15 protein-coding genes are annotated in these 23,658 nt (G+C 49.4%); 13 read left to right on the top strand and 2 right to left on the bottom strand.

Translation table 11 applies throughout. From position 1 onward, the window contains the following. Positions 1–76 precede the first annotated feature (76 nt). From ABD796_RS27410 to ABD796_RS27355, 12 genes are all read left to right on the top strand, one after another. On the top strand, positions 77–1,825 hold the full coding sequence (locus ABD796_RS27410) for a sensor histidine kinase (protein WP_344914318.1): 1,749 nt from the start codon (positions 77–79) through the stop codon (positions 1,823–1,825). Next, entirely contained in the window at positions 1,803–2,921 is a 1,119-nt protein-coding gene (locus tag ABD796_RS27405) for a response regulator (protein ID WP_344914316.1), read from the top strand. The genes ABD796_RS27410 and ABD796_RS27405 overlap by 23 nt, the downstream gene beginning before the upstream one ends. Positions 2,922–3,043: 122 nt before the next feature. After that, entirely contained in the window at positions 3,044–4,246 is a 1,203-nt protein-coding gene (locus ABD796_RS27400; RefSeq protein ID WP_344914314.1) for a macrolide family glycosyltransferase, read from the top strand. A gap of 156 nt (positions 4,247–4,402) precedes the next feature. Further along, positions 4,403–5,146 (top strand): hypothetical protein, encoded by a 744-nt coding sequence (locus tag ABD796_RS27395; protein ID WP_344914312.1) that lies wholly within the window; start codon positions 4,403–4,405, stop codon positions 5,144–5,146. Between the two features lie 421 nt (positions 5,147–5,567). Beyond that, entirely contained in the window at positions 5,568–7,070 is a 1,503-nt protein-coding gene (gene mqo, locus ABD796_RS27390) for a malate dehydrogenase (quinone) (RefSeq protein ID WP_344914310.1), read from the top strand. Between the two features lie 214 nt (positions 7,071–7,284). Further along, entirely contained in the window at positions 7,285–8,760 is a 1,476-nt protein-coding gene (locus ABD796_RS27385; RefSeq protein ID WP_344914308.1) for a protein adenylyltransferase SelO, read from the top strand. Between the two features lie 180 nt (positions 8,761–8,940). After that, a complete protein-coding gene (locus ABD796_RS27380) occupies positions 8,941–9,774 on the top strand; it encodes an alpha/beta fold hydrolase (protein WP_344914307.1) in 834 nt (277 codons plus the stop codon). 3 nt (positions 9,775–9,777) lie between these two features. Beyond that, positions 9,778–10,761 (top strand): sensor domain-containing diguanylate cyclase, encoded by a 984-nt coding sequence (locus ABD796_RS27375; RefSeq protein ID WP_344914305.1) that lies wholly within the window; start codon positions 9,778–9,780, stop codon positions 10,759–10,761. Positions 10,762–10,815: 54 nt separating this feature from the next. Then, the gene (locus ABD796_RS27370; protein WP_344914303.1) at positions 10,816–11,502 is read left to right on the top strand and encodes a hypothetical protein; all 687 of its coding nucleotides are present in this window, start codon (positions 10,816–10,818) and stop codon (positions 11,500–11,502) included. A 48-nt stretch (positions 11,503–11,550) separates the two neighbouring features. Continuing rightward, positions 11,551–12,444 (top strand): SMI1/KNR4 family protein, encoded by an 894-nt coding sequence (locus tag ABD796_RS27365; RefSeq protein WP_344914301.1) that lies wholly within the window; start codon positions 11,551–11,553, stop codon positions 12,442–12,444. A 25-nt stretch (positions 12,445–12,469) separates the two neighbouring features. After that, entirely contained in the window at positions 12,470–12,814 is a 345-nt protein-coding gene (locus tag ABD796_RS27360) for an immunity 51 family protein (RefSeq protein ID WP_344914299.1), read from the top strand. 266 nt (positions 12,815–13,080) lie between these two features. Beyond that, positions 13,081–14,067, top strand: coding sequence for a polysaccharide deacetylase family protein (locus ABD796_RS27355; protein WP_344914596.1), 987 nt, complete (start codon positions 13,081–13,083; stop codon positions 14,065–14,067). A 96-nt stretch (positions 14,068–14,163) separates the two neighbouring features. On the opposite strand, the gene ABD796_RS27350 is transcribed toward ABD796_RS27355, so the two are convergent. Together ABD796_RS27350 and ABD796_RS27345 are read right to left on the bottom strand one after the other, a co-directional pair. Then, positions 14,164–17,346, bottom strand: a complete 3,183-nt coding sequence (locus ABD796_RS27350) for an ATP-binding response regulator (RefSeq protein ID WP_379119023.1) — start codon at positions 17,344–17,346, stop codon at positions 14,164–14,166. Positions 17,347–17,396: 50 nt separating this feature from the next. Then, positions 17,397–20,540, bottom strand: a complete 3,144-nt coding sequence (locus ABD796_RS27345) for an ATP-binding protein (protein ID WP_379119222.1) — start codon at positions 20,538–20,540, stop codon at positions 17,397–17,399. A gap of 200 nt (positions 20,541–20,740) precedes the next feature. Here ABD796_RS27345 and ABD796_RS27340 point away from each other — a divergent pair, with 200 nt between their 5' ends. Then, positions 20,741–23,605: a hypothetical protein gene (locus ABD796_RS27340; protein ID WP_344914295.1), complete on the top strand. Its 2,865-nt coding sequence runs from the start codon at positions 20,741–20,743 to the stop codon at positions 23,603–23,605. Positions 23,606–23,658: the final 53 nt, after the last annotated feature.

The raw sequence follows: 23,658 nt of genomic DNA, 5'->3' as shown, positions 1-23,658 counted from the left end.
ATAGAAAGAGGGTATGACTTCGCATGTGAGGAATGGAATCATCAACGGTACCGATGATGGTGGAGGACCTACTTCTATGGCTACAACAATGGAATTTATCTTTATGATTGCTTCAGTGATCATAATGTGCATCATCTTTATCTTTGTGTATGAGTTTAGAAAAGAACGCGGTATAAACTATCTGATCGGTGTAATCGTGTGCCGAATTAGTTATGCAAGCGGTGTTATTCTGGAGAAAAGCAGCGATACCTTGATGGATAAACTTTTTTTTCGCAATATCCATCAAACCGCGTTAAATTTAATGGTCCCGTTCTTCGTCTTGTTCGTACTTGAATTGGTCGCTCACGGCAAGCTATTTCGGACACGAGGCAAGATTATGCTCATCTTGGTATTCGCGCTCTGGTCGATGCTGATGTGGTTCGATTCGGATCTTCATGTGATCTATCGTAAGGTTGAACTCTATGATGGTCATCTATTCACGATGAAAACCTGGTATTCTATGACGTACTCTTTGATTTGCTACAGTATCGTGGCGGTTTGTTTTTATTTTCTAATTCAATATATAAGGAATATCCGTAAAGATTTGCGCAAGCCAGGGATGTGGGTTCTGTTTTTGATCTCATTTTCGGTTATTATAGAGATTGTGAAATTAGTCAATCCGGAGTGGTCGTCATGGTTGCTTCCAGTGTCGGTCTACTGTGGTTTCTTAGGCATGTTGGTTCTACTTATTATAATGCGATACAAGTTTTTCTCTCTCGTTCCTTTTGCAAGAAATATTGTACTGGATACGCTTCAGGAAAGTATTCTGATTGCGAATGCTTCAGGAAAGATTATAGATAGCAATAAACAGGCTTCTCATTGGTTTTCAGGGATGGGTTATGCAACTATTTCCGGGCGGAATATCTCGGAACTGCTGGCGCTTTGGCCCCATTGGTATACGTTGTGCCAGACTATGCAACAAGGAAATGTAGAGATTGACGCTTGGCTGGATGGAGAAAGAAAAGTTTACAGTGTGAACGTATATCCGCTTCATACACTACGTAGGCAGGGACAGGGGAGTATTTCTCTTATCTTTGATATTACGGAGAAGCAGCGTCATCTGGAGCAGATCGCTCAACTCAACCAGTTGAAGGATCAACTGTTTACGATCGTGTCGCACGATATTCGTAGTCCGCTGGCGTTGCAATTTCAACTCGTTGAATTGCTGGAAGAGGATCGAGACCGTTTCGGTCCGGATCACCGGGAGATCGTGGAGATGCTGGGCGGCCAGATTCGGAACACGCTCGGAATGGCTACGAATTTGTTGGAATGGTTTCGCAGCCAGCGGGAAGACATGGCTCTTCGTCCACAGTTACTGGAGTTGTCTGAGGTAGTGGAAGAATGTTGTCATGCGCTGCATATTAAAAGCGAAGCCAAACAGATTATGGTGCATCAAGACATTGCCTTAGGCACTCGTGTGTATGCTGACCGGGAAGCGCTTGGATTAATTATTCGCAATTTGTTATCCAACGCGATTAAATTTACCGGATTGGGCGGTTCCGTCCATGTCCATGCCCAGTTATCGGGGGAGATGGTGATCGTTTCTGTCCGCGATAGTGGGGTTGGCATGGACGAGGAGCAGGTTCGTCAGCTATTTAACGAGAAGCAGCTCCATTCATCGGCAGGCACAATGGGAGAAAAGGGCGCGGGACTGGGACTTCTCGTCAGCCGACAGTTCGTACAACGAAGCGGCGGGACTATATGGGTGGAAAGCAAAGGTGGGCAAGGAAGCGTATTTTACTTCACCATGAGAGGGGAGCGGCATGATGAAAGTTCTCATAGTTGACGATGAGCCTGCCATGTTGTTCGCTATGAAGCGGATGCTATCGACGATGGAAGACGTGGAGCTTGTCGGGAGCTTTCAGAATGCGGAAGAGGCGCTGGACTTCGTGCGGAATCAGGATGTGCATCTAGCATTTCTGGACATCAAGATCGCCGAGGATGACGGATTAGAGCTGGCCCGCCGCTTGCGTTCGCTTCGTGCCGAACTTGACATCGTGTTTACTACCTCACATACAGAATTTGCGCTCCATGCTTACGATGTTTATCCATTGGACTATATGGTAAAGCCGATTTCCAGAAAGCGTCTGGCCCAGACGATTACTCAAGCAACTAACAGACGCAGCGCTTCTTCTGATGACGCTGGCGACCTCACGATGAATCGACTGACGGTTCGGGGCCTGGGTTGCTTCGAGGCCAGTAGTAAGCATGCGGGTGCTGTGAAATGGATTTCCAAAAAAAGTATGGAGTTGTTTGCCTATTTGCTCGTTAACCGGGGGCGAAGCGTAACCAAAACCCGAATTTTGGAGGATATTTTCCCGGACAGGCCCCTCAAGAATGCGGAAACGTATCTCTATACGGCAGTTTATCAACTGAGGAAAGCGTTGTCGCCGCATGGGTTCAAGGATATGGTCATTTCAGCGCAAGAACAGTATCGTTTAGACTTGGATCAAGCCGATGTCGATTTTATTCAATGGGAGCAGGACGTAAAGGAGTTATCGGAAATCAACGCAGCGAATGTAGCGGCGGCAATCGATCTGGAGAAACAGTTTGCAGGCGAACTGTTCGAGAATCATTCGTTTATGTGGGCAACGGTGGAACATGAGCGAGTGGACATTATGTACGATACCTTTGCCAAGCTTCTCGCAAACTGGCTGCTGGCTCGGAAGCAATTCAGGGAAGCGGCGCAAATTGCGAGAAGACTGGTATCCCGTAACGAGTTTGAAGAAGAGTCAAATCTTCTTCTGTTGAATATATACGGAGCCTTAGGAGATCGACAGTCGCTACATAACCAGTACGAGCACTATAAGCAATTGCTGCTTCAAGAGCTTGGCTTGCAGCCTTCGTCGATGATTCAACAGCTATACGAACAGCATCAGTGATCACCTTCTCGTATATGGAGAGGGTGTTTGTTGTATTTTGTCAACTTTCGGGCCATCCTATAGAGTATCCATGATTTGATGCGAGAAATGGTAGAAAACAATATGCCTGAGGAGTGATAACCGTGGCGCGTGTTTTATTTATCAATGGTGGATCAGAAGGGCATATCAATCCAACGATTGGAGTTGTGCAAGAGCTTGTTTCTCGTGGAGAAGAGGTCGTGTACTTCTCTATAGAGGCTTTTCGGGAGCGTATCGAGAAGGCGGGAGCTGCCGTACGGACATTTGACGATCAAAGATTTATAAAAGCCTTTATCTCAGGTGGAAGAGATTATTTACTGGAAAGAATCAACGGTCTTTTGCTTACGGCAGATATAGTTATACCAAGCGTTCTTGAACAGATCAAAGGGGAGTATTTCGATTATATCATTCATGATTCCATGTTTGGTTGCGGGCGTTTGCTTGCTCAAATGCTTAAGCTTCCTGCAATCAGCTCCTGTACTTCTTTCGCGCAGACAAAAGAATCATTCGATCATAGGATGGAACAGTTTTACATAAAAGCTCCTGCAGACATAGTGAAACCGATACACGATACATTTCAAAATCTGACGATAAATATAAAGGAGCAATACGGTGTGGAAATCCATTCTCCTTACGAAGTGTTTTGTAATCCTGCACCGCTTACAATCGTTTATACGACAAGGGCGTTTCAGCCTTATGGAGAAACATTCGACCCAACGTATACATTTGTTGGTCCTTCCATCTCTCCGCGATTCACTCAAGAACAGTTCGACTTTCCTGCAATCAAGGGAAAAAACCCCATTTACATTTCGATGGGCACCGTCTTCAATCAAGCTATTGATTTCTATAAGCTTTGTTTCGAGGCATTTGGCAATACGGATCATACGATGGTTATGTCCATCGGAAATAAAGTGCAAATCAACGATTTGGGGGAAATACCCAAAAACTTTATCGTAAAACATTATGTTCCGCAAACGGATGTATTGCCATACACGAAATTATTCATTACACATGGTGGAATGAACAGCACCCATGAAGGTCTTTATTACGGGGTTCCGTTACTTGTAATCCCGCAAAGCGCGGATCAGCCGATCATTGCGGAACAAGTCGCCAATAGTGGGGCAGGCCTTACCTTACAAATGCAAAGCTTGACGGCAACTCAACTACGTGAAGCTGCAGATCATGTATTGGGACTCTCCTCGTTCAAGAATGCCGTTGCAACGATCAGGGATTCCTTTCGAACATCAGGTGGGTATCATCAAGCGGTTGAGGAGATTTTCAAATTCAAAAGTCAATATTGTTTCTAGTCTCCTAGTACAAAGTCAGAGCTAATCCTCTGTATTCGGGAAGACTCGATCCCTTGCAATGCACGTTTTGAATGGATAAAGCCAGATGGTACATTTACGTGGTCTTTTTAAGTGTAATAAGAGCAATTCCATTGAACGTAGCAGGGGGAGTATCTTATGCTTATTTCTAACCATTTAACAAGGTATAAACAGGCGCTGCTTTCACTCCCCAAGGATACTACGCTAGCAAAAGAAGACCTGCTGGTCGATGATTTTTTAATGAAGCGGGATGGGGAACTCGAAATGTACTACGCGCCGCATAACGAGTACATCAACGCATCGGCTAAGGTGGTCATGATTGGACTGACTCCTGGCTGGACACAAATGAGAATCGCTATGCAAGAAGCAAAGGCGGGCCTGGAAGAGGGGCTTTCCGATGAGGACGTTTGCAGAAAAGCGAAAGAAGACGCCGGATTCGCAGGTACAATGAGAATCCATTTGACAAACATGCTGGATGCACTTGAGCTGCATCGGCATTTGAATATATCGTCCAGCAGCGAATTGTTTCAGGAGCATCGGGAACTGCTGCACACTACTTCTTTGCTGCGATTTCCGGTTTTTGTTGGGAGGGAAAACTATAACGGAACCCATCCACCTTTACTATCGAACCCATTTCTCAAGCAGGCGGCCCTATTGTCTGTGCATGAAGAGCTTGAGTGTTTGAAACAAGAACTCATTATTCCGCTGGGAAAAACGGTGGAGGGCATTCTTCGGCTTCTCGTGCAGGAAGAGAAGCTGAATGCTGAACAATGCTTATGGGGATTTCCTCACCCGTCTGGAGCCAATGGACATAGACTTAAACAATTTGCGACTCACCAACATCATATGAAAGCGATGATCAAGGCCATTTCGCGAAAATAAGAAAATATGCGGTTACTTTGGAGCTTCAGCGACAAAATGTTCTTTTGGTTTACAGTTTTGACTGGTACAATAGGTATTAGTGTTATCTTTTTGTTAAAAGGAACTGATGCGGACATTGCCAATAACATCCTCTATGATTTGTTTCATTTTCGTAATTCCCTACAGTTAATTTCCGAATAAAAGTACGTCAAATTCATGTTTGTGTATTCCTAGTGTTCCACTGAAATTTACCTGCTTTTAAATAGCATATAACTATCATATAATAGTAAATAACGCAATCTATAAATACAATGATACGCTATGACGAGGATATATGGAATCCAGAAAAGGTGTGTGACCAGGTCGCAGCCTGGCTTGCTATGGAGTCTAAGCAGAAGTGCCTCATCTTTTCTTCAACTATTAGCGTGTAAGGACGGTAAAAATGAGCAACAGCCAAATCAAAACAGACGTTATCTTAATTGGTGCCGGAATCATGAGTGCGACTTTAGGGTCACTGTTGAAAGAATTAGTGCCGGACTGGAAAATTACAGTGTTCGAGAAGCTGGCAGGCGCGGGAGAGGAAAGCTCCAACGAATGGAATAATGCCGGAACGGGGCACGCTGCATTGTGCGAGCTTAACTACACAGCCGAAAAACCGGACGGAACTATAGATATTAGCAAAGCTATAAAAGTGAATGAACAGTTTCAAGATTCCATGCAGTTTTGGTCCTATCTTGTTAACAGCAATCGGATTCGTAATCCGCAGGACTTTATTATGCCGCTGCCTCATATGAGCTTGGTTCAAGGGGAACAAAATGTAGCGTATTTGAAAAAACGTTTCGAAGCGATGTCTAACAATCCCCTGTTTCAAGGGATGGAATTCTCCGATGATCCGGACAAATTGATGGAATGGATTCCGCTTATTATGAAAGAGCGGACACTGAATGAACCTATAGCGGCAACAAGAATAAAATCCGGCACGGATGTCAACTTTGGCGCTTTAACGCGTATGTTGTTTGATCATTTAAAGGGTAAAAGCGTCGATATCAAATACAAACATAATGTTGATGATATGAAACGCACCAGCGATGGCTTGTGGGAACTGAAAGTGCGGAATGTGGATAGCGGTTCAGTCGAACGCCATACTGCCAAATTCGTCTTTATCGGGGGCGGGGGAGGAAGTTTTCCTTTGCTGCAAAAATCCGGTATCTCTGAAGGGAAGCATATTGGAGGATTCCCGATAAGCGGGCTATTTATGGTGTGCAACAATCCGAAAGTTGTAGCGCAGCATCATGCCAAAGTATATGGCAAAGCTAAGGTTGGTGCGCCTCCAATGTCGGTTCCGCATCTGGACACCCGATTTATCGATAATAAAAAATCGCTGCTCTTTGGGCCGTTTGCCGGCTTCTCGCCAAAGTTCTTAAAAACCGGTTCCATGTTTGATTTGATAGGCTCTGTAAAACCGAATAATGTGTTAACGATGCTGGCGGCTGGAGCGAAAAACCTTTCATTGACCAAATACCTCATCCAGCAAGTGATGTTATCGAAAGAAAAGCGTATGGAAGAGTTGCGGGAGTTTATACCGAACGCCAAGAATGAGGATTGGGATTTATTGGTGGCGGGCCAGCGTGTGCAAGTTATTAAAGATACGGTTGCTGGCGGTAAAGGAACGCTTCAATTCGGTACGGAAGTGGTTAGTGCCGCTGACGGATCGATAGCCGCACTGCTAGGCGCTTCTCCAGGTGCGTCTACTGCTGTTTCCGTCATGCTTGAAGTAATAGAAAAATGTTTCCCGCAGCATTTAAAAGCATGGGAACCGAAAATAAAAGAAATGATTCCAGCTTATGGCGTGTCCCTTTTGAAAAAGCCAGAGCTTATCCGCGACATTCATACTTCAACAGCGCGGACGCTTCGTCTAAACGGTGAACTGCATCCCGTCAAGTAGACGGTATGAAAAATAAAAATGGCTTATATGGCACCCGCACGGGTGCCTTTTCTTTTTCGCCGAGGGTCCAAAATGCTGTTCCGTGAGTCCGGATGAAGGTATAACAAATTGGCATAAGAAGACACTACCATGAGACGATATGGAGAGCGTTAACTCAAAAAAGGCATAGTATGGTATGATTTTTTACAGAAAACCACACAAAAAAGGTGATACGATGACAGAGCATCAAGCAAGCATAGAAGCAGGATGGAACTTCGACAATAGTTATGCGCGTCTGCCGAAATCATTTTTTACCTATCTTAACCCAACCTCTGTAGGTTCACCGAACTTGATCATCTTGAATCATGCATTGGCAGCATCACTGGGGTTGGACGTCGAGGAGCTGAGAAGCAAAGAGGGGGTAGAGGTGCTGGCCGGCAACCGGGCCCCCGAAGGCGCCATGCCTCTTGCTCAAGCTTACGCAGGGCATCAATTTGGGCATTTTACCATGCTAGGGGATGGCCGTGCTTTGCTGCTTGGCGAACAGATCACTCCCCAAGGCGATCGGGTGGATATTCAGCTTAAAGGTTCAGGCAGAACACCGTATTCCCGTCAAGGCGATGGTCGAGCGGCACTTGGGCCGATGCTGCGCGAATACATCATCAGCGAAGCTATGCATGCACTCGGCATCGCAACCACCCGGAGCCTGGCTGTGACGGCAACCGGCGAGGAAGTCATTCGTTATACCGAGGAGCCCGGCGCCATTCTTACTCGGGTGGCCGCCAGTCATCTGCGTGTCGGCACCTTTCAATACGCTGCCAATTGGGGCACTGACCAAGATGTTAGGAGCTTGGCTGATTACACCTTGCAAAGACATTTTCCCGAAGTTGAAGCAGATGACAACCGCTATATTCGCCTGCTTCAGGAAGTGATCAAGCGTCAGGCGGAGCTGATTGCCAAATGGCAGCTCGTTGGCTTCATTCACGGGGTCATGAACACGGACAATATGGCCTTAAGCGGAGAGACCATCGATTACGGTCCTTGCGCCTTCATGGATGTTTATGATCCCGCAACGGTGTTCAGCTCCATTGATCGTCAAGGACGCTATGCGTATGGCAATCAGCCGCGTATTGCCGCCTGGAATCTCGCGAGATTTGCCGAAGCTTTGTTGCCGCTGCTGCATGTGAACGAGGAGCAGGCTGTTACACGGGCTGAGGCTGCCATTGCCGATTTTGCCCCGTTGTTTCGCCAAAGCTGGCTTGTGGGAATGCGAGCGAAACTGGGAATTTTTAACGAAGAAGCGCAGGATGAAGTCCTTATCGAAGAACTCCTCCAGATGATGCAGAAGCATCGTGCGGACTATACCAATACTTTCCGTGCATTAACATTTGATAGGACAGAAGATACCGTCCTGGCGGGTACCCCGGAATTCGCGTTGTGGCTTGAGCAATGGAAGGCCAGACTGGGAAGGCAGCAGGAGTCTGAGGCTTCTTCGCATCAGCTGATGCGGAGCAGCAATCCCGCGCTCATCCCGCGCAACCATCGGGTCGAGGAGGCGTTGGAGGCCGCGGAGAAGCAAGGGGACTACCGTGTGATGGAACGGCTTCTTGATGCTTTATCGAGTCCTTACGCGCATTCCTCCGAACAGGACGAATACGCCGCACTGCCCGAGCCATCAACCCGACCTTACCAAACCTATTGCGGTACATGATAGGAGAAAAAAATTGAACCGCTATCTGTCACTCCCCTTCTTAGAGGGGTTGGGACAGGAGCGGTCTTTTTTTGGGCAAACAAAGTATTTGGCGTATATATTTCCGCATAAAGTAACTTGATATTTACAGATTGCCCCTGCAAAATAAAGAGAATGCGATTCATAAAGGAGTTATCGGGAATGCTTGATGTTGCTGTACGGAATCATGTGAAAATCATCGGATCGGGAGAACGCACTATTATGTTTGCCCATGGATTCGGGTGCGATCAGAGTATGTGGAAATACGTTACGCCCTCGTTTGAGCAAACGTATCGAATTGTTCTTTTCGACTATGTCGGTTCGGGCAATTCGGACTTAACCGCATATGCATCGGACAAATATAACACGCTGCAAGGCTACGTGCAGGATGTATTGGATATTATCGAATTCTACGGCCTGCGCGATATTATTTTCATCGGTCATTCCATTAGTTCGATGATCGGGATGCTGGCATCCATCAAGCGGCCGGATTATTTTGAAAGGCTGATCATGATTGGGCCTTCCCCATGTTATTTGAACGAGCCTGACGTGTATTTCGGCGGCTTCGAGAAAAGCGATATTGCGGAACTGCTGGATATGATGGAAATGAATTTCGCGGGATGGGCCAGCTTTATGGCTCCTCTGGCGATGAATCAACCGGAGGTGCCGAGGCTATCCAAAGAGCTGGAGCAAAGCTTTATTTCGGCGGACCCCGTCATTGCCAGGCAATTTGCGGAGGTCACCTTTTTCTCCGATCATAGGTCGGATTTGGCGGCGGCCGAAGTGCCCATCCTTATCCTGCAATGCTCGGATGACAGTATTGTGCCGTTAGAGGTCGGCCGCTACTTGCACCGTCATCTGAAGAACAGCACGTTTCGGTTAATGGAGGCCAAAGGCCATTACCCGCATATCAGTCATCCGCAGGAGACAGTTCGCCTCATTGAACAATATCTTCATACAACGCAACAAAACCGCTCGGATGGAGAGGAAAGTTAGGTCATGGATCCACGATTAAATGAAGCGCCATGCGGGTACGTTTCTATTACGCACGAAGGGTTAATTATGGATGTGAACCAAACGTTCCTCGATAAAATGGGGTATGCGCGGTCGGATCTCGTAAATCAACATGTTGAAGCCATGATGTCTACGGCCAATAAACTTATTTTCCATTCGTATTTCTATCCTTTTATTAATCTGAATGGGCAAGTGGAAGAGTTGTTTATCGGTCTAAAAAATAGCAGCGGACAGTCGATTCCTTACTTGCTGAATGGGAGAAGGTTCGATCACGAAGGCGTGGAGGTCATCGATTGTATTCTGATGCAGATGGGCAAACGCATCGATTACGAGCAGGAGCTGCGATCCGCCAAGAAGCAAACGGAAGAAGCCTATCGGGAAAAAGAGCAGGCGTTTGCCAAGCTGGAGCACATTCATAAGGAAATCGAGAAGAAGCAGGCCGAGCTGATCGAGATGAATGCCCTGCTCGTCGAACTGTCCACTACGGATAAGCTGACGGGATTAAAAAACCGGAGGTTTTTTCAAGAAAAGCTGACCGAGCTAATCGACGGGTACAGCAGGACGCGGCAGCCTTTTTCTTTACTGATCGTAGATATCGATCACTTCAAAAGAATAAACGATACCTTCGGGCATCAGACGGGCGATGATGTGTTAGAGAAGCTGGCGAGTATTCTGAAGGCTCATTCCCGTCAGGACGATATAGCGGCCAGATATGGCGGGGAAGAATTCGTCATCATCCTGCCTAACACGGACGGGCCGGAGTCAAGGCGCATAGCCGAGCATCTGCGGACAATCATTGCCGATACGGCTTGGCAAACCGGCACCGTAACGGCGAGCGTAGGCGCTGCGACGTTCACTCCGGAGGATTCCGCTGCGACCCTTCTGGAGAAAGCCGACAGGGCGCTGTATGTTTCTAAAGAAACAGGCAGGAATCGCGTTACGCATGCTATGGATTTGCCGCAAGGTTAATGGAGACAGATAAGGGCGTTTTAAAAACGAAAGGAACGAAAGGAAGCGAACGTTATGGTTACGCTCTCCGCTCTGTTGTATTTCCTAACTTATCACCCGATGTGGTCATTTCCGTTGATAATCCTGTTTTTCTGCGCGATTGGCGCCCTCGTGACCATGTGGCGCAAGAGCGTTTCTTGGGGATCCTCCATGCTGCTGGTCGGTTTCCTTGCCGGTATGTTCAATATCTTTATAGCGCATTATGCTAATGCCCTCTTCCTCAACGCTTTCGGCATACCAGGCACCGGAATCATTGTTCAAGGGAAGCAAACGTCCTCCACGCTCAATGACCAGTATGTTTGGAAGTACGATGCAGTCCTCCAAACCGCGGACGGACGCGATATCAAGACACAATTTACGACCATGTCCGCCACTACGTACCCGCTCCGCAACGCCATTCTCATACCGCCCGAGGGGGAGACCTTTGTCACCAAATACATTCCGGGCTTTGAGCGCAATATCGTCATCATGAGCGATGAGTCCCTCTACGGGCAAAGATTACGGATCGACGAGGATCTTCAGCCGGTTCTCAAAGCCGAGGCCCAACTGGCTGTAAGCCCTGCCAATTCGGAGTTTCTGAAGGAGTATCGCGAGGCGCTTCGAAGCTTTATCGGTAAGCACGGAGAGGCTTCGGATTCTCCGATCGTCGCGGCCTATAAGCGAAAGCTCGAATCATTGGAGACGATGAAGCTTGGACAGTAGGCCAGCGTGTAACGGGATAGAACAGACCTAACGAATAGAGGTAGAGCGATGGACAAAGACCTATTGGAACAGCTCGCATTATGGCATGATAAGAACAAATATCAAAAAATAGTGGACCGGATTTTGCAAATGCCCGAGCAGGATCGAGATTATGATGTGAATTGTCATTTGGCAAGAGCCCTGAATAACCTGGGACGTTACGAGGAGGCTTTGCAGCAGCTTTTGGCTATGAAGGAGCAGGGCGAGCATGACCCTTTATGGCATTTTCGGACCGGCTATGCCTACTACTACCTGTCGAAGTACGAGAACGCGGAAGCCGCATTTGAAATCGCGAGTAAGCTGGACCCCAAAGACCGAAGCGCTTCCATGTTTTTAAACTGGAGCCGTCGTGATGCAGGACAGAGAAAGCGCAGAACAAAGAAACCCAAAGCCGGTCAGACGGAAAGGCAAACCCCATTCGAAGGTTTTGACTTCTCCAGCTTTTGGGACGATAGCGATTATGCCTTAAAGGAATATACTGGCGCGCCTCCTACGGACGAACTTATCGCTTCCGTAGAGGAGGAGTTAGGCTACAAATTGCCTGCTTCCTACATGGCAATGATAAAAGTACATAACGGCGGAATACCTATCCATTCCTGTTTCCCTACGGATGAAGCCACCTCTTGGGCAAGCGACCATATTGCGATTACCGGCATCATGGGGATTGACCGTGACAAGAGGTATTCGTTGTGCGGGGATTTGGGCGGCAAATTTATGATAGAAGAATGGGGCTACCCGGACATTGGCGTTGTGATTTGCGATTGCCCTTCCGGGGGTCACGATGTCCCGGGCATGCGGCCGAGAAGGGGAGCCGGAAGTCGTTCACGTCGACCAGGAAAGCGATTATGCCATTACGTTTTTGGCAGAAAATTTCGAGACCTTTATTCGCGGGCTGGTGAATAACGACCATCACGAGGAGGAAACAGTTATGCATATAGCAGAACAGATAAAACCGTTCGTATGGGTAGAGCATGATAGTGGCAGCACATCCGTCATATTGAATGTAGGTACTTACAAAGCTGACGTATTTCAAACAAGGGCCGACGAAGGATTCGAAGGCAACGGTTACGACTGGGGATCGTTGGCGTCTGTGTATCTTCAGGAGCAGCTGCCCCATCTGGTCGACATCGTACGTTTTGATCCGGAAGGCAGCATGTTCTGCGCTTATTCCGGCGATCGAGAGGCTTTGCAGCGTTTTGCGATCGGGTTTAAGGAGGCTTGCGAAGACGATGCGGTCATCCGGGATTTATTTTCCCGTGCCGAATTGGATTGATCCGCGCGCGTTCTGTTATTGCGAAGTGTTGGACAAGAGGGACCTATTAGTGATGTCGGAGAAATAACCGGGAGGCTACTCGTCCGGTTATTTCTTTTTTTAAACAACCTCTAAAGCTCGGATGTACTTCATCGAAGAGGCTTCGATCCGAAGCTTTTCTTATGCGGCATTTTGGAGAAATGGGGATGTATTGCCTTTCGTTTCTACATCTTGTATAATAAAAAACAACTTGTAGAAACGAATAAGAAAGAAGTGCTGCTTTGCAAATGGCGAAGGCGCAAAGCGACCGTCCTGTTCGTTCAAACGATGCCTCCGCTTGGGGAGTGTCATCATCATTGTTGTGCATTTTTTCACAAACTAATTGGCGACAAGGAATGATGAAGGTAGACATTATGAAAACATGGTTCTCAGCAGGAAAAAAAGCGGCGGCGATCTTGCTTCTGTTGCTTGCTGGATTGGCTATCGCGAGCTTCGAGTCGGACGGGAAAACGAAAAGCACTGCGGAACGACTGAAAATTCCCATCCTGATGTATCATGAGTTTACCACGGACCCGGCTCAATGGGATTATGCCACCGTTTCGCCCGAGAAATTTTACAACGATCTGAGGACGCTGAAGGATAACGGGTTTACCCCCATTTTCTTCAAGGACATCGATCTGGCGCGCCAAGGCAAGGTCAAGCTGCCAGGCAAGTCGGTATTGATCACGATTGACGACGGGTACTACAGCACTTATGAGTTCGCTTATCCCATTTTGAAACAAATGAACATGAAGGCAACGATCTCGATCATCGGTTGGTCGGTAGGCAGGGAATACCATAATGACGGCATTACTCCTATAACACGTCATTTTACGTGGGAGCAAGGAAAGGAGATGTATGAGTCGGGTTTAGTGGATATTCAGAGCCATTCCTTCAATTTGCACAATCAATCGGATGGCGAACATGGTGTGGCTCCTTATACTAGAGAAACCCAAGAGGCTTATATAGAGCGTTTTAAGAGGGATACGCTCCGCATAAAGGAACTGATTGAGAAGCGAATCGGAAATGAGGTCGTGGTCTATACGTATCCTTACGGGGTACACAACCATATGTCCGAAACGATACTTCGAGAGTTGGGCTTCAAGTACAGCCTTACGGTAGATGACGGTGTCTCAGATTTCAATGCCAACCCGTACCTGCTGAAACGTATTAACGTTCCGTTCGACCTCTCCAGTATGGAGCTGATCAAGAAAATAGAGAGAGAAAATCAATAGCAGCGGCAACAGACCCTTCAAGTAACCGCTCCTTCCCGACCATCCGGGAAGGAGCTTGCTCTTTCCGTTTTCCGTATGATGACTGATGCTGCCGGCTCATTGGAAACGGGAGGGGGCGGACCGATCCTGCTTATGACGGTCTTCCGCAATGCCAAACGATACGATGGTTCCTTCATTGGGCCGACTCTGAATGGACAAGCCTTGACCGTACAATTGAATCAACCGCCGGTTTGTATTGGATATACCGATCCCGCCTTTGCCCATCATGGTCGGACTCAACAGTTGAGCAACCGTGTCTTGATCCATGCCTTTGCCGCTATCTATGACTTCAACCAGCGTAAAGCCGTCCTGGCGGGCGATCCGCAATTGAACTGTACCGCCTTTCTTCTGACGGAGGATGCCGTGTTGGATGGCGTTCTCAATTAGCGGTTGTATGGAAAGCGGCGGGAGGAGCAGGTTAATGTCGGGCTCGACCTCCCACTTGATCGTCAGCCGGTCTCCGAACCGCTCCTTCTCGATATATAAATATGCTTTGACAAGCTCCAGCTCATGGGAAAGCTCGACCAGTTCTCCCGTATTGAGAAAATTGAAGCTGATTCGTAAAAAGGAAGCAAAGGATTGGACCAGCTTGCGCATCTTGTCCGTATCCAAATCGCCAAGCGCCACAATGGAATTAAGCGTGTTGAACAGGAAGTGAGGGTGAATTTGCGCCTGCAAATAGGCGGCCTCCATGCGCAAACGTTCGTTCATCGATTGTTTGAGCGTGGTCAATGCCCGGATCCGGTACTGCAGCTCGAGAGCGTCTACGGGCTTGGTCACATAATCGTTGGCTCCCGACAGAAACCCGGTGTAGATGTCGGCTGGCTGAGTACGCGCGGTCAGCAGCAGGACCGGAAGTTCCGTAAAGGCGTACTTTTCCCTTACTCGGTTCGTTAACTCATAGCCGGACATATTGGGCATCATCACATCGGTAATGAGCAAATCCCAGGGCCGGGTGTCTAGCAATTCCAAAGCCTCTTGTGCGGAGCGCGTTGTCGTAACGGCATACAGCTCTTTCGACAACATACCTGCGAGCACATTCAAGTTGACGGGGTCGTCGTCGACTGCCAGAATATTCACTCTCCCCGTATTGAATAGCGGAGGAGTGAGGACGGAGGAGGCCCATTCTTGAATGGCGGCATTCGGAAACATCGACCCGTCGGTCTCGTCCTCGACCCCGCTCGCGGTCTCGTGCAGAGCGGACGGTTGCTGCGTCGAGGGGAAAACGGATGAGTCGGCCAACGGCAGTCCGAAGCTGAAAACGGAACCTTTACCCGGCTCGGAGCGGACAGTTATAGTACCCCCGTGCAATTCGACCAGCTGCTTGCATATGCTTAAACCGAGTCCGATTCCTCTTCCATCGCTTATTCCATGCGCCCCTTGTTCATAAGGAAGGAATGCTCGCTCCCGTGTTTCTTTGTCCATACCGACTCCGGTGTCGGAGACGTGGACGATCGCTTGTCCGTCCCGTATTTCGGCAGTTACGGAGATCGTTCCTTTTTCCGTGTATTTTAGGGCGTTGTTCAGCAGGTTATATAAAATTTGTACAAGCCTTTTCTCGTCGGCCATAACCGGCGGCAGCGAGCCCGCGATATCGGCATGCAGCCGGACCGGCTTCCCCTCTGCCATATAGTTCAGCATGGCCATAACGCCGGGAACGATCGCTTGTATGGAGAGCGGCTCCTGCTGGAGTACGATGCGATGCTCCTGAAGCCGCACCACATCGAGAAGATCGCCGAGCATATGAGACATGCGCCGGCTGATCGTGATCAGCAGCTCCATATCCTTCAGGCTGCTTTCCTCCAGCTTCGCTTTTTCTTTGGTCACGACGGTTTGGGCGATGTTCATAATGCCGTGCAGCGGCGTTCTCAGCTCGTGCGACGTGTTGGCGAGAAATTGATCCTTCAGCTTGTCCGCTTTTTGCAGCTGTTCGTTCAGCTTGGTGTTTTCCTGGGCATTGCGGAAGTATTTCTTGAACCAATAGGTAGAGAACCCGACGATGGTTACAAATATATCGATCGGATAGTAGACCGTCGATATGCCATTTGCGGGCTCTAGAAATCTTCCTGCCAAGTTGGAAAGGATGCCGGCAGCGGTCAACAACAAGAAAACGACGTCGTTGTCGGCTTGCTTCTCGAAGATCATTGTCCCTACGATGTAAATAAACCAAATGAACGGAATTAAGCCAAAGACGATGACGACTTGTAAATCGATCATCGTATTTACGATGGAAGCGGGAGCGAACAAGAGGATGCCTGTCAGCGAAACAAGGACTGCCGTGTAGGCTCGCAGCCAGCCGTTTCGCGGAGAAACCTCCGAAAATTTTCGGAAAACAACAAGAATAAAATAGTTTTGCCATAGAAAGGAGATCAGTCTGATCTTGACGACCCCGATATAAGGAATAGGCAGCCATGTCAAAAGCAGGTTATCATAGCCGCTCACGATCAAGAGGCCGACGGTCAGTATTAACAGACCGGTAAGCAGCAGAGCCCGTTCTTGACGATTCAATAAGTAAAGGATACAAGCATATAAACCGTGAAGCAGCAAGATAACAAACGTGACGAGTTGAAAACCCATGGAGTACCCGCGAACCTTGTCGATTTCGACTTGAGAGCCAAAACGGATAGGGTTCAGAATGCCGCCTTTATTAGGTTTGTCGAAATTGGCCGCGTGTATCAGCAGCTCGATCTCCGTCGCTCCCCTATTCGAGTAGGAAGCGGTGTAGGAGTAATTCCCCGGTATGTATGCAGCGGCTTTCTCTGCCGGGTTGCCGCTTCCGCCTGCCTCTTCCCCGTTGATTTCGACTTTGGATGAAGCTTGAATGCCTTGAACCCAGAAGGAGACAGGTTGTTTCAGCGGATCGGTCAGAATGCGCAGCCGATACGTTCCAAACCCGTAAGAGGGACCGGAATCGCTGCCCAGCACGTTTCTCCAATCTCCCGGAACCTGAATAAGCCGGGCTTCGTTCCGCGCCAAGGGTATATCCGGACGGGAGAGAAATTGATCGGGATAAAACTCCCATTCGCCGTTCAATTCGAACAATGGCGTTTTCTCCAAATCCACACCGCGCATATCCAGTATGCCATTAACGGGGATGGGCGCCTCTGCCGCATAAAACAGTTGAGACCATCCCCAGCGCAGGCCGAAGAGAACGCTAAGGAACAATAGAACGATGGCTACACGTCTGGCAGCGGGAGTCATTTTTGTTATCATTCGCATCATATCGAGGGAATTCGACATAAATAGCGTATATTCCTTTGTTTACCTCCCCCTAATGAGGGAGGTTTGACTCAAAGATTCCGGGGGCCCGGCTTGTCCGGAATGACGAACGATACGGCAGTTCCCTCATGAGGCTTGCTGACAATGGACAAGCCGAGGCCGTACAAGCGGGTCAATCGCCGATTCGTATTGGCAAGCCCGATTCCGCCTTTTCCCTTCAGAGTCGGATTCAACAGCTGAATGATTTTTTCCTGTTCGATACCTATGCCGTTGTCTTTCACTTCGATAAGCGTGAAGCTGTCGTGATGCGTAATCCGAATGTGGACCGTACCGCCTTTGTTATGACGAAGAAGGCCGTGCTTGACGGCATTTTCAACCAACGGCTGTATCGAAAGCGGCGGAAGAAGCAAGCTCGTGTCGGCTTCGACTTCCCAAACGATGGATAAACGCTCCGCAAAGCGCTCTTTCTCGATATACAAATAGGCTTCGACAAGCTTTAGCTCGTGTGACAGCTCGACCAACTCGCCCGTATTGAGAAAATCAAAGCTGATTCGCAGAAAGGATGCAAAGGCTTGGCCCATTTTCTGCATCTTCTCCGGGTCTACGTGACTGAGCGCCAGAATGGAGTTCAGCGTGTTGAATAGAAAATGAGGATGGATCTGGGCTTGCAGGTATGCGGCTTCCATGCGTAAACGTTCATTGATCGACTGCTTCAGCGTAATCAAAGCCCGGATCCGGTACTTCAGTTCCAGAGCGTCTACGGGCTTGGTTACGTAGTCGTTGGCGCCTGACGAGAATCCGGTGTAAATGTCGGCAGGCTGACTGCGCGCGGTCAGCAGCAGAACGGGCAGCTCCGATACGGAGTAGTGCTCCCGTACCTTCTGCGTCAACTCGTAGCCAGACATGTAGGGCATCATCACATCGGCGATTAGCAGATCCCATTGCCCGGTACCGAGCAGCTCCAATGCCTCGCGGGCCGAAAGAGCCGTAGTCACATTATAAGGCTCCGTCGAAAGAATGCCGACCAGTACGTTCAGGTTGACCGGATCGTCATCTACGGCGAGAATATTCGCGTTCCCTTGCTGCAACAACGGCGGGATACGCGCCGAGCTTGCCAACTGATGGATTGCGGTTCCCGGGTACCGGAGGCCGGCCGACTCCTCCTCCACACCGTTCGTTATGGGACGGTACGGTGCCAAGGGGAATTCCAGGGCGTTTGCCAACGGCAGAGCAAAGCTGAAGACGGAGCCTTTGCCTAGTTCGGAGCGGACCGCCAAAGTACCGCCGTGCAATTCGACCAGCTGCTTGCATATGCTCAATCCGAGTCCGATTCCTCGACCATCGCTTATTCCGTAAGAGCCTTGCTCATAAGGGAGAAACACTCGGGCTTGTGTTTCCTCATTCATGCCGACACCGGTATCGGACACATGGATAACGGCAAGCCCGTCCCGAACCTCGGCAGAAACGGAGACCGTTCCTATTTCCGTGTATTTGAGCGCGTTGTGCAGCAGGTTATATAAAATTTGCACGAGTCTTTTCTCATCGGCCATCACCGGGGGCATCGATTCGGCAATATCCATATGCAGACGAACCGCTTTCCCTTCTGTCATATAGGCGAGCATAGCCATAACGCCGGGAACGATCGCTTGAATGCGCAGAGGCTCCTGCTGGAGCACGAGACGATGCTCCTGCAGACGAGCGACATCGAGAAGGTCGCCAAGCATGTGCGACATGCGCCGGCTGATCGTGATCAGCAGCTCCATATCCTTGAGGCTGCCTTCCCCCAGCTTCGTTTTCTCTTTATCGACCACGGTTTGGGCAATATTCATAATGCCGTGCAGCGGGGTTCTCAGCTCATGCGACGTGTTGGCGAGAAATTGGTCTTTCAGCTTATCCGCTTTTTGGAGCTGTTTGTTCAGCTTGATATTTTCCCTTGACTTGCGAAAATATTTCTTGAACCAAAAGCTGGAGAATCCGATAATGGCCAGAACAATATCGACGGGATAGTATACGGTGGTCACGTCTTTAGACGATTCTACTATGCTCCATGACAGATTGGACATGATGCCCGCTGCGGTCAGCAGCAAAAAAGCGACATCTCTATCGGACCGCATCTTGAAGATCATCATACCTACGGTATAAATAAACCAGGCAAATGCGATTAGGTAGAGGGTTATAAATATTTTTAAGTCTATGATTGCATTTGCCCATGAAGCGGGTGCCGCCGCCAGAAGGCCCGTAATAACGACGAGCGCCGCGGTGTAGACGTGCAGCCAAACGTTTTGCGGCGGGGACTGAGCGAATCTTCTGAAAACGAGAAGAATAAAAAGGTTTTGCCACAGCAGGAAGATTAGTCGAATCTTGATCGCCCATGTGTAATTGATCGGCAGCCAGAGCAAAAGCACGTTATCGTGACCGCTAAGAACCGCTACTCCGACTGTCAGCGTCAACAGTCCGGTAAACAGCAAAGCTCGCTCATGGGGATTGAACAGGTACAGAATACAGGCATACAAGCCGTGGAGCAGCAAGATGATAAAAGTAACGAGTTGAAAACCGATGGAATACCAGCGTACATGATCAATCGCGGCTTGAGAGCCGAAGCGGATAGAGCGCATGATCCCGCCGTTAAAAGGCTCGTCAAAGTTGGCCACGCGAATAAGCAATTCGATTTCGGTTGTCACTTCTATCGTATAAGAAGCGGTGTACGAGATATTTTTGGGCGTATAGTCCTTACCGTTCGTGGCAAGTTTACCAAAAACCGCAGAGTTCGTCCCGTTGATCTCTACTTCCGACGAGGCTTGAATATTTTGAAACCAAAAGGCGGCGGGTTGCTTCAGCGGATCGATCAGAACGCGCAGCCGGTATGTGCCATACCCGTACGAGGAACCGGAGCCGGGATTCAGCTTGCTCCCCCAGTCCCCCGGAACCTGAATAGGGAGGGATGAGGCCTCCTCCGATCGTATATCCGAGCTGGAGACGAATTGCGTCGGGTAAAACTGCCACTCGCCGTTCAGAAAGAAGGAGGCGGAGTTATCCAAGTCCACGCCGCGCATGTCGAGTACGCCTCCGACGATACGCGGGGGCTCGGATGTGTAAAAGAATTCGGACCACGCCAATCGCAAGCAGAAGAGCGCGCCAAGAAAGCATAGGGTTAGGACCATATAGTGAAGGGGGGATTTGGTAAGGGTTCGCATCATACCCCAAAAATTCGACATCATTGTGTATATTCCTTGTTTGACTATTGATCTTGTATATGGCAAGCCTACAAAGATGATACAATAGAACTATCAGAAACAGATAGAGTGCGCGGCTTCAAATTATCCGCAATGGGGGCTATGTTGTGAGCGAGCATGCATCCGCACATCGAACAACAAATAAGCAGACAACAGTCCATAATCAACCGGCTGTAAGCGAAATGGAAACTTTAGGCAAGCTGGACGCCCAGCAATGGTCCCCGGCGCGAATGATGCAACTGCAGAGAACCTTGGGCAACAAGGCCGTCCAGGGTATGGTCCAACGGATGGGCACCGAACTTTCGGTCGTGCAGCGAGCAGGGGGCTCCGGCACGGCCCCGGCCACTCTATCGCCGGAGCAGCAGCAGCGTAAAGCGGAGATGGACACCGAGCGCGACGCCAAAGTGGCGTCTTTTGTAGACGCTTCTTTTACCGATATTCAAGATAAAGTGACGAAAAATCTCGATACTTATTTAACCTCCGATTCCAAAGCGGACTCGATTCGTAAAAACGTAAAAGCCAAGGTCCTATCCGAAATTGCCGCTAGCATGACCGCGGGCACCGCCGACCAGAGGAAAGATGCGTTGAAGTATGCGCAAGAGAGCGCTGAAGGCATTATGGTGGCCAAGCTGAAAAGCTATGCCGCGGAAGTGGCTCAAGATCAATTGACCGACGCTAGAAAGAACGGGCTGGCGGCTGAAGCGAATAAAGCTTACGATACGGTTGCGCCCAGCTTAAACGATGCCGCATTCGAGAAGCAGAAGACGAAAGCGGCTGCCGAGGCGCAGAAAAAGCTGAATGTCTTGGCTAAAACCGTCATAACCGAAACGATCCGGGATGCTAAAGTCGTCATTACCGCGAAATTTGCTCCTGCGGCCGTACCTGGAGGCGCTTCCGGCTTTGACCGGATCGATGTAGGCACCGTCGGGACGGACGAGTTGGATAAGCGGATGACGCTCGATGGTTCACTGGTCGATCAAACGGTGATTCGACAAGAAACCGCCGGGGGGCAAACAAGAGATATTAAAGACATGGAGAACATCTACAAGACGATGCTCTTCGATCCTTTGAAAACGGCGGTTTTATCGAAACTGGGCGTGGGCCGGAGAGCATTCAGAAGATCCAAAGAACTGAACGATTACCGTCAGGTGCTGAAGGACGCCGCCCGGGCCAAGGTGAATGAACAGATTAACGCCGAGGTAGATGATAGACAGGCTGGCGGCAATCCCATTGCCCCTACGACCGCTCCAATGAAAGCCGAATATTTGAAGATGGCTTCTAAAGTGATGGCCTTCCAAGAATCGAAGAAGCTGGTCGACGATGTAATGGGCGATGAGGCCGATATTATTGTGGAACAGCTGGTACCGAAAGACAGCACGATTGACCAATTGACGACCGTTGCCAAAAGCTCTGCCTACGAAGTGGCCCGAAAAGATAGAACGGCGGCGGATAAAATACAAGCCGCGGGTATCGGGGCCGCCAAAACGCAGGCCGAAAAGCTGCTGAAGGAAAATAAGGAAAAAGCCGTATTGGAGGCCCGAAAGCTTACCAAGGGCACGAAGAAAACGGCGACGGAGGCAGCGACGGTACCGGATGCGGCCAAAACCGGGCAAGTCAAAGCGGCCGTAGAGGACGACACGAAAACGAGAACTATGGCCAAAACCGTTATCGACAAGTCCGTCGAAGCGAACGATCTAAACAGCGGCTTCAACAAGGTAGGCAAGTTAATCGATATTTCCACCCCGAATGCCGGCGACTCCAGCTCGATGAGCATCGAGCTGAAAATACCGTTTGCGTCCGCTTCCGGCGGGGGGCAAGGCTACTTCCTGTTCGGATTCGAAGGCGAAGCGGAGCGGGAAGCGGACGATTTGACGGTGAATACGCAGATTACGTTCGGGGCCGGCTTTACAACGTTCGGCTTCGATGCCAATTTCCGTTTAGGGCTTTTCCTGGAAGGGAAAGGTAAAGATACCGACAGTGTGATGAATCTGCTTTCCTATGGCTTGTACAGAGAGATGAGCGGGATTTCGTCCGGGGCGGCGGCCCACTTCTGGGGGAGAGGCGGCAAATCCGGGGATACGAAGCTGGTCGAGGCCGAGAAATGGGCCATGATGGTGGAAGAGCAGAATATGGACGACGAGGCCGAGGTTAAGGTGGGATTGTTGACCAAGATTGCCATGGAGGCGAACGTTGGCGTAGCCGGGTTTTCCGGAGAGCTTGCCCGCAAGCAGCTAAGCAGCTACAAGAAGAAGATTATCGAACAGTTGGGCAAAGATAGCGGAGGAAACCTGCTGACCGCCGCCGAGCGGGTCGCCGGCAACAGCATCGGCAAGGGTGAAATCCAGAAAATTTATGAAGCGGCGGCCGAGGTAGAGGTCAAATTCGGTAAAGATCAGGTAGCGTTCGGCGTGGAAGGCTCGATGACCCGGATCAATAAAAAGACGAGGGAATTGAGTTTAGCCCTTTCCGCCAGCATTCCGTCCCAGTTCGGGGAGGAAAGCGGAGATTTTACCAAATATGCTGCTAAAATCGTCACGGCGGCCGTAGGCGGCGGCAAAAACATCTCTCAGCTGTTCAAGAAAGCCGTCGCGACGGAGCCTGATCGAGCCGCGCGAGCCGGCGGTACTGCCCTCGATTTGGGCAGCGATGCGCTCTTTACCGGGAATTACTTCGATAGCATCGGAGCCAGCTTCGCAGAGAAGATTCAGGGCGACGAGACGATAAACGATACCATGCGCTCCTGGCTTCCCGGGCAAGACTCCGGAGCCTCTGCGATCGAGCAGGCGAACAAAATTGCTTTGTCCAATTCGTTGAAGTTGTCTGCGGAGTTTAAGCGGAAATACGATGAAACGGGTACGCCAAGCGACTGGGAGATTTCGATCGAAGCCAGTCAGGTGAAATCGCAGGAAGTGGACGCCGAGATTATCAAAGTGGCCGTAGAGAAATCCAAACGACTCGGCAAATTGGAATTCGCCAAAGGCAAGACGGCCAAAATGGAGCTTTTCGGTTTTGAGCGCGGAGGAGATGCGGCTCCTACAACTCCGTAAATCGGTCAATACCCGCATCAGCAAGCTGTATCCAATCCGGAAGCATCATATGG

The sequence above is a fragment of the Paenibacillus hodogayensis genome, from assembly GCF_039536325.1.
GTDB lineage: Bacteria > Bacillota > Bacilli > Paenibacillales > NBRC-103111 > Paenibacillus_AB > Paenibacillus_AB hodogayensis.
This window is presented reverse-complemented; position numbering and strand designations above follow the sequence as displayed.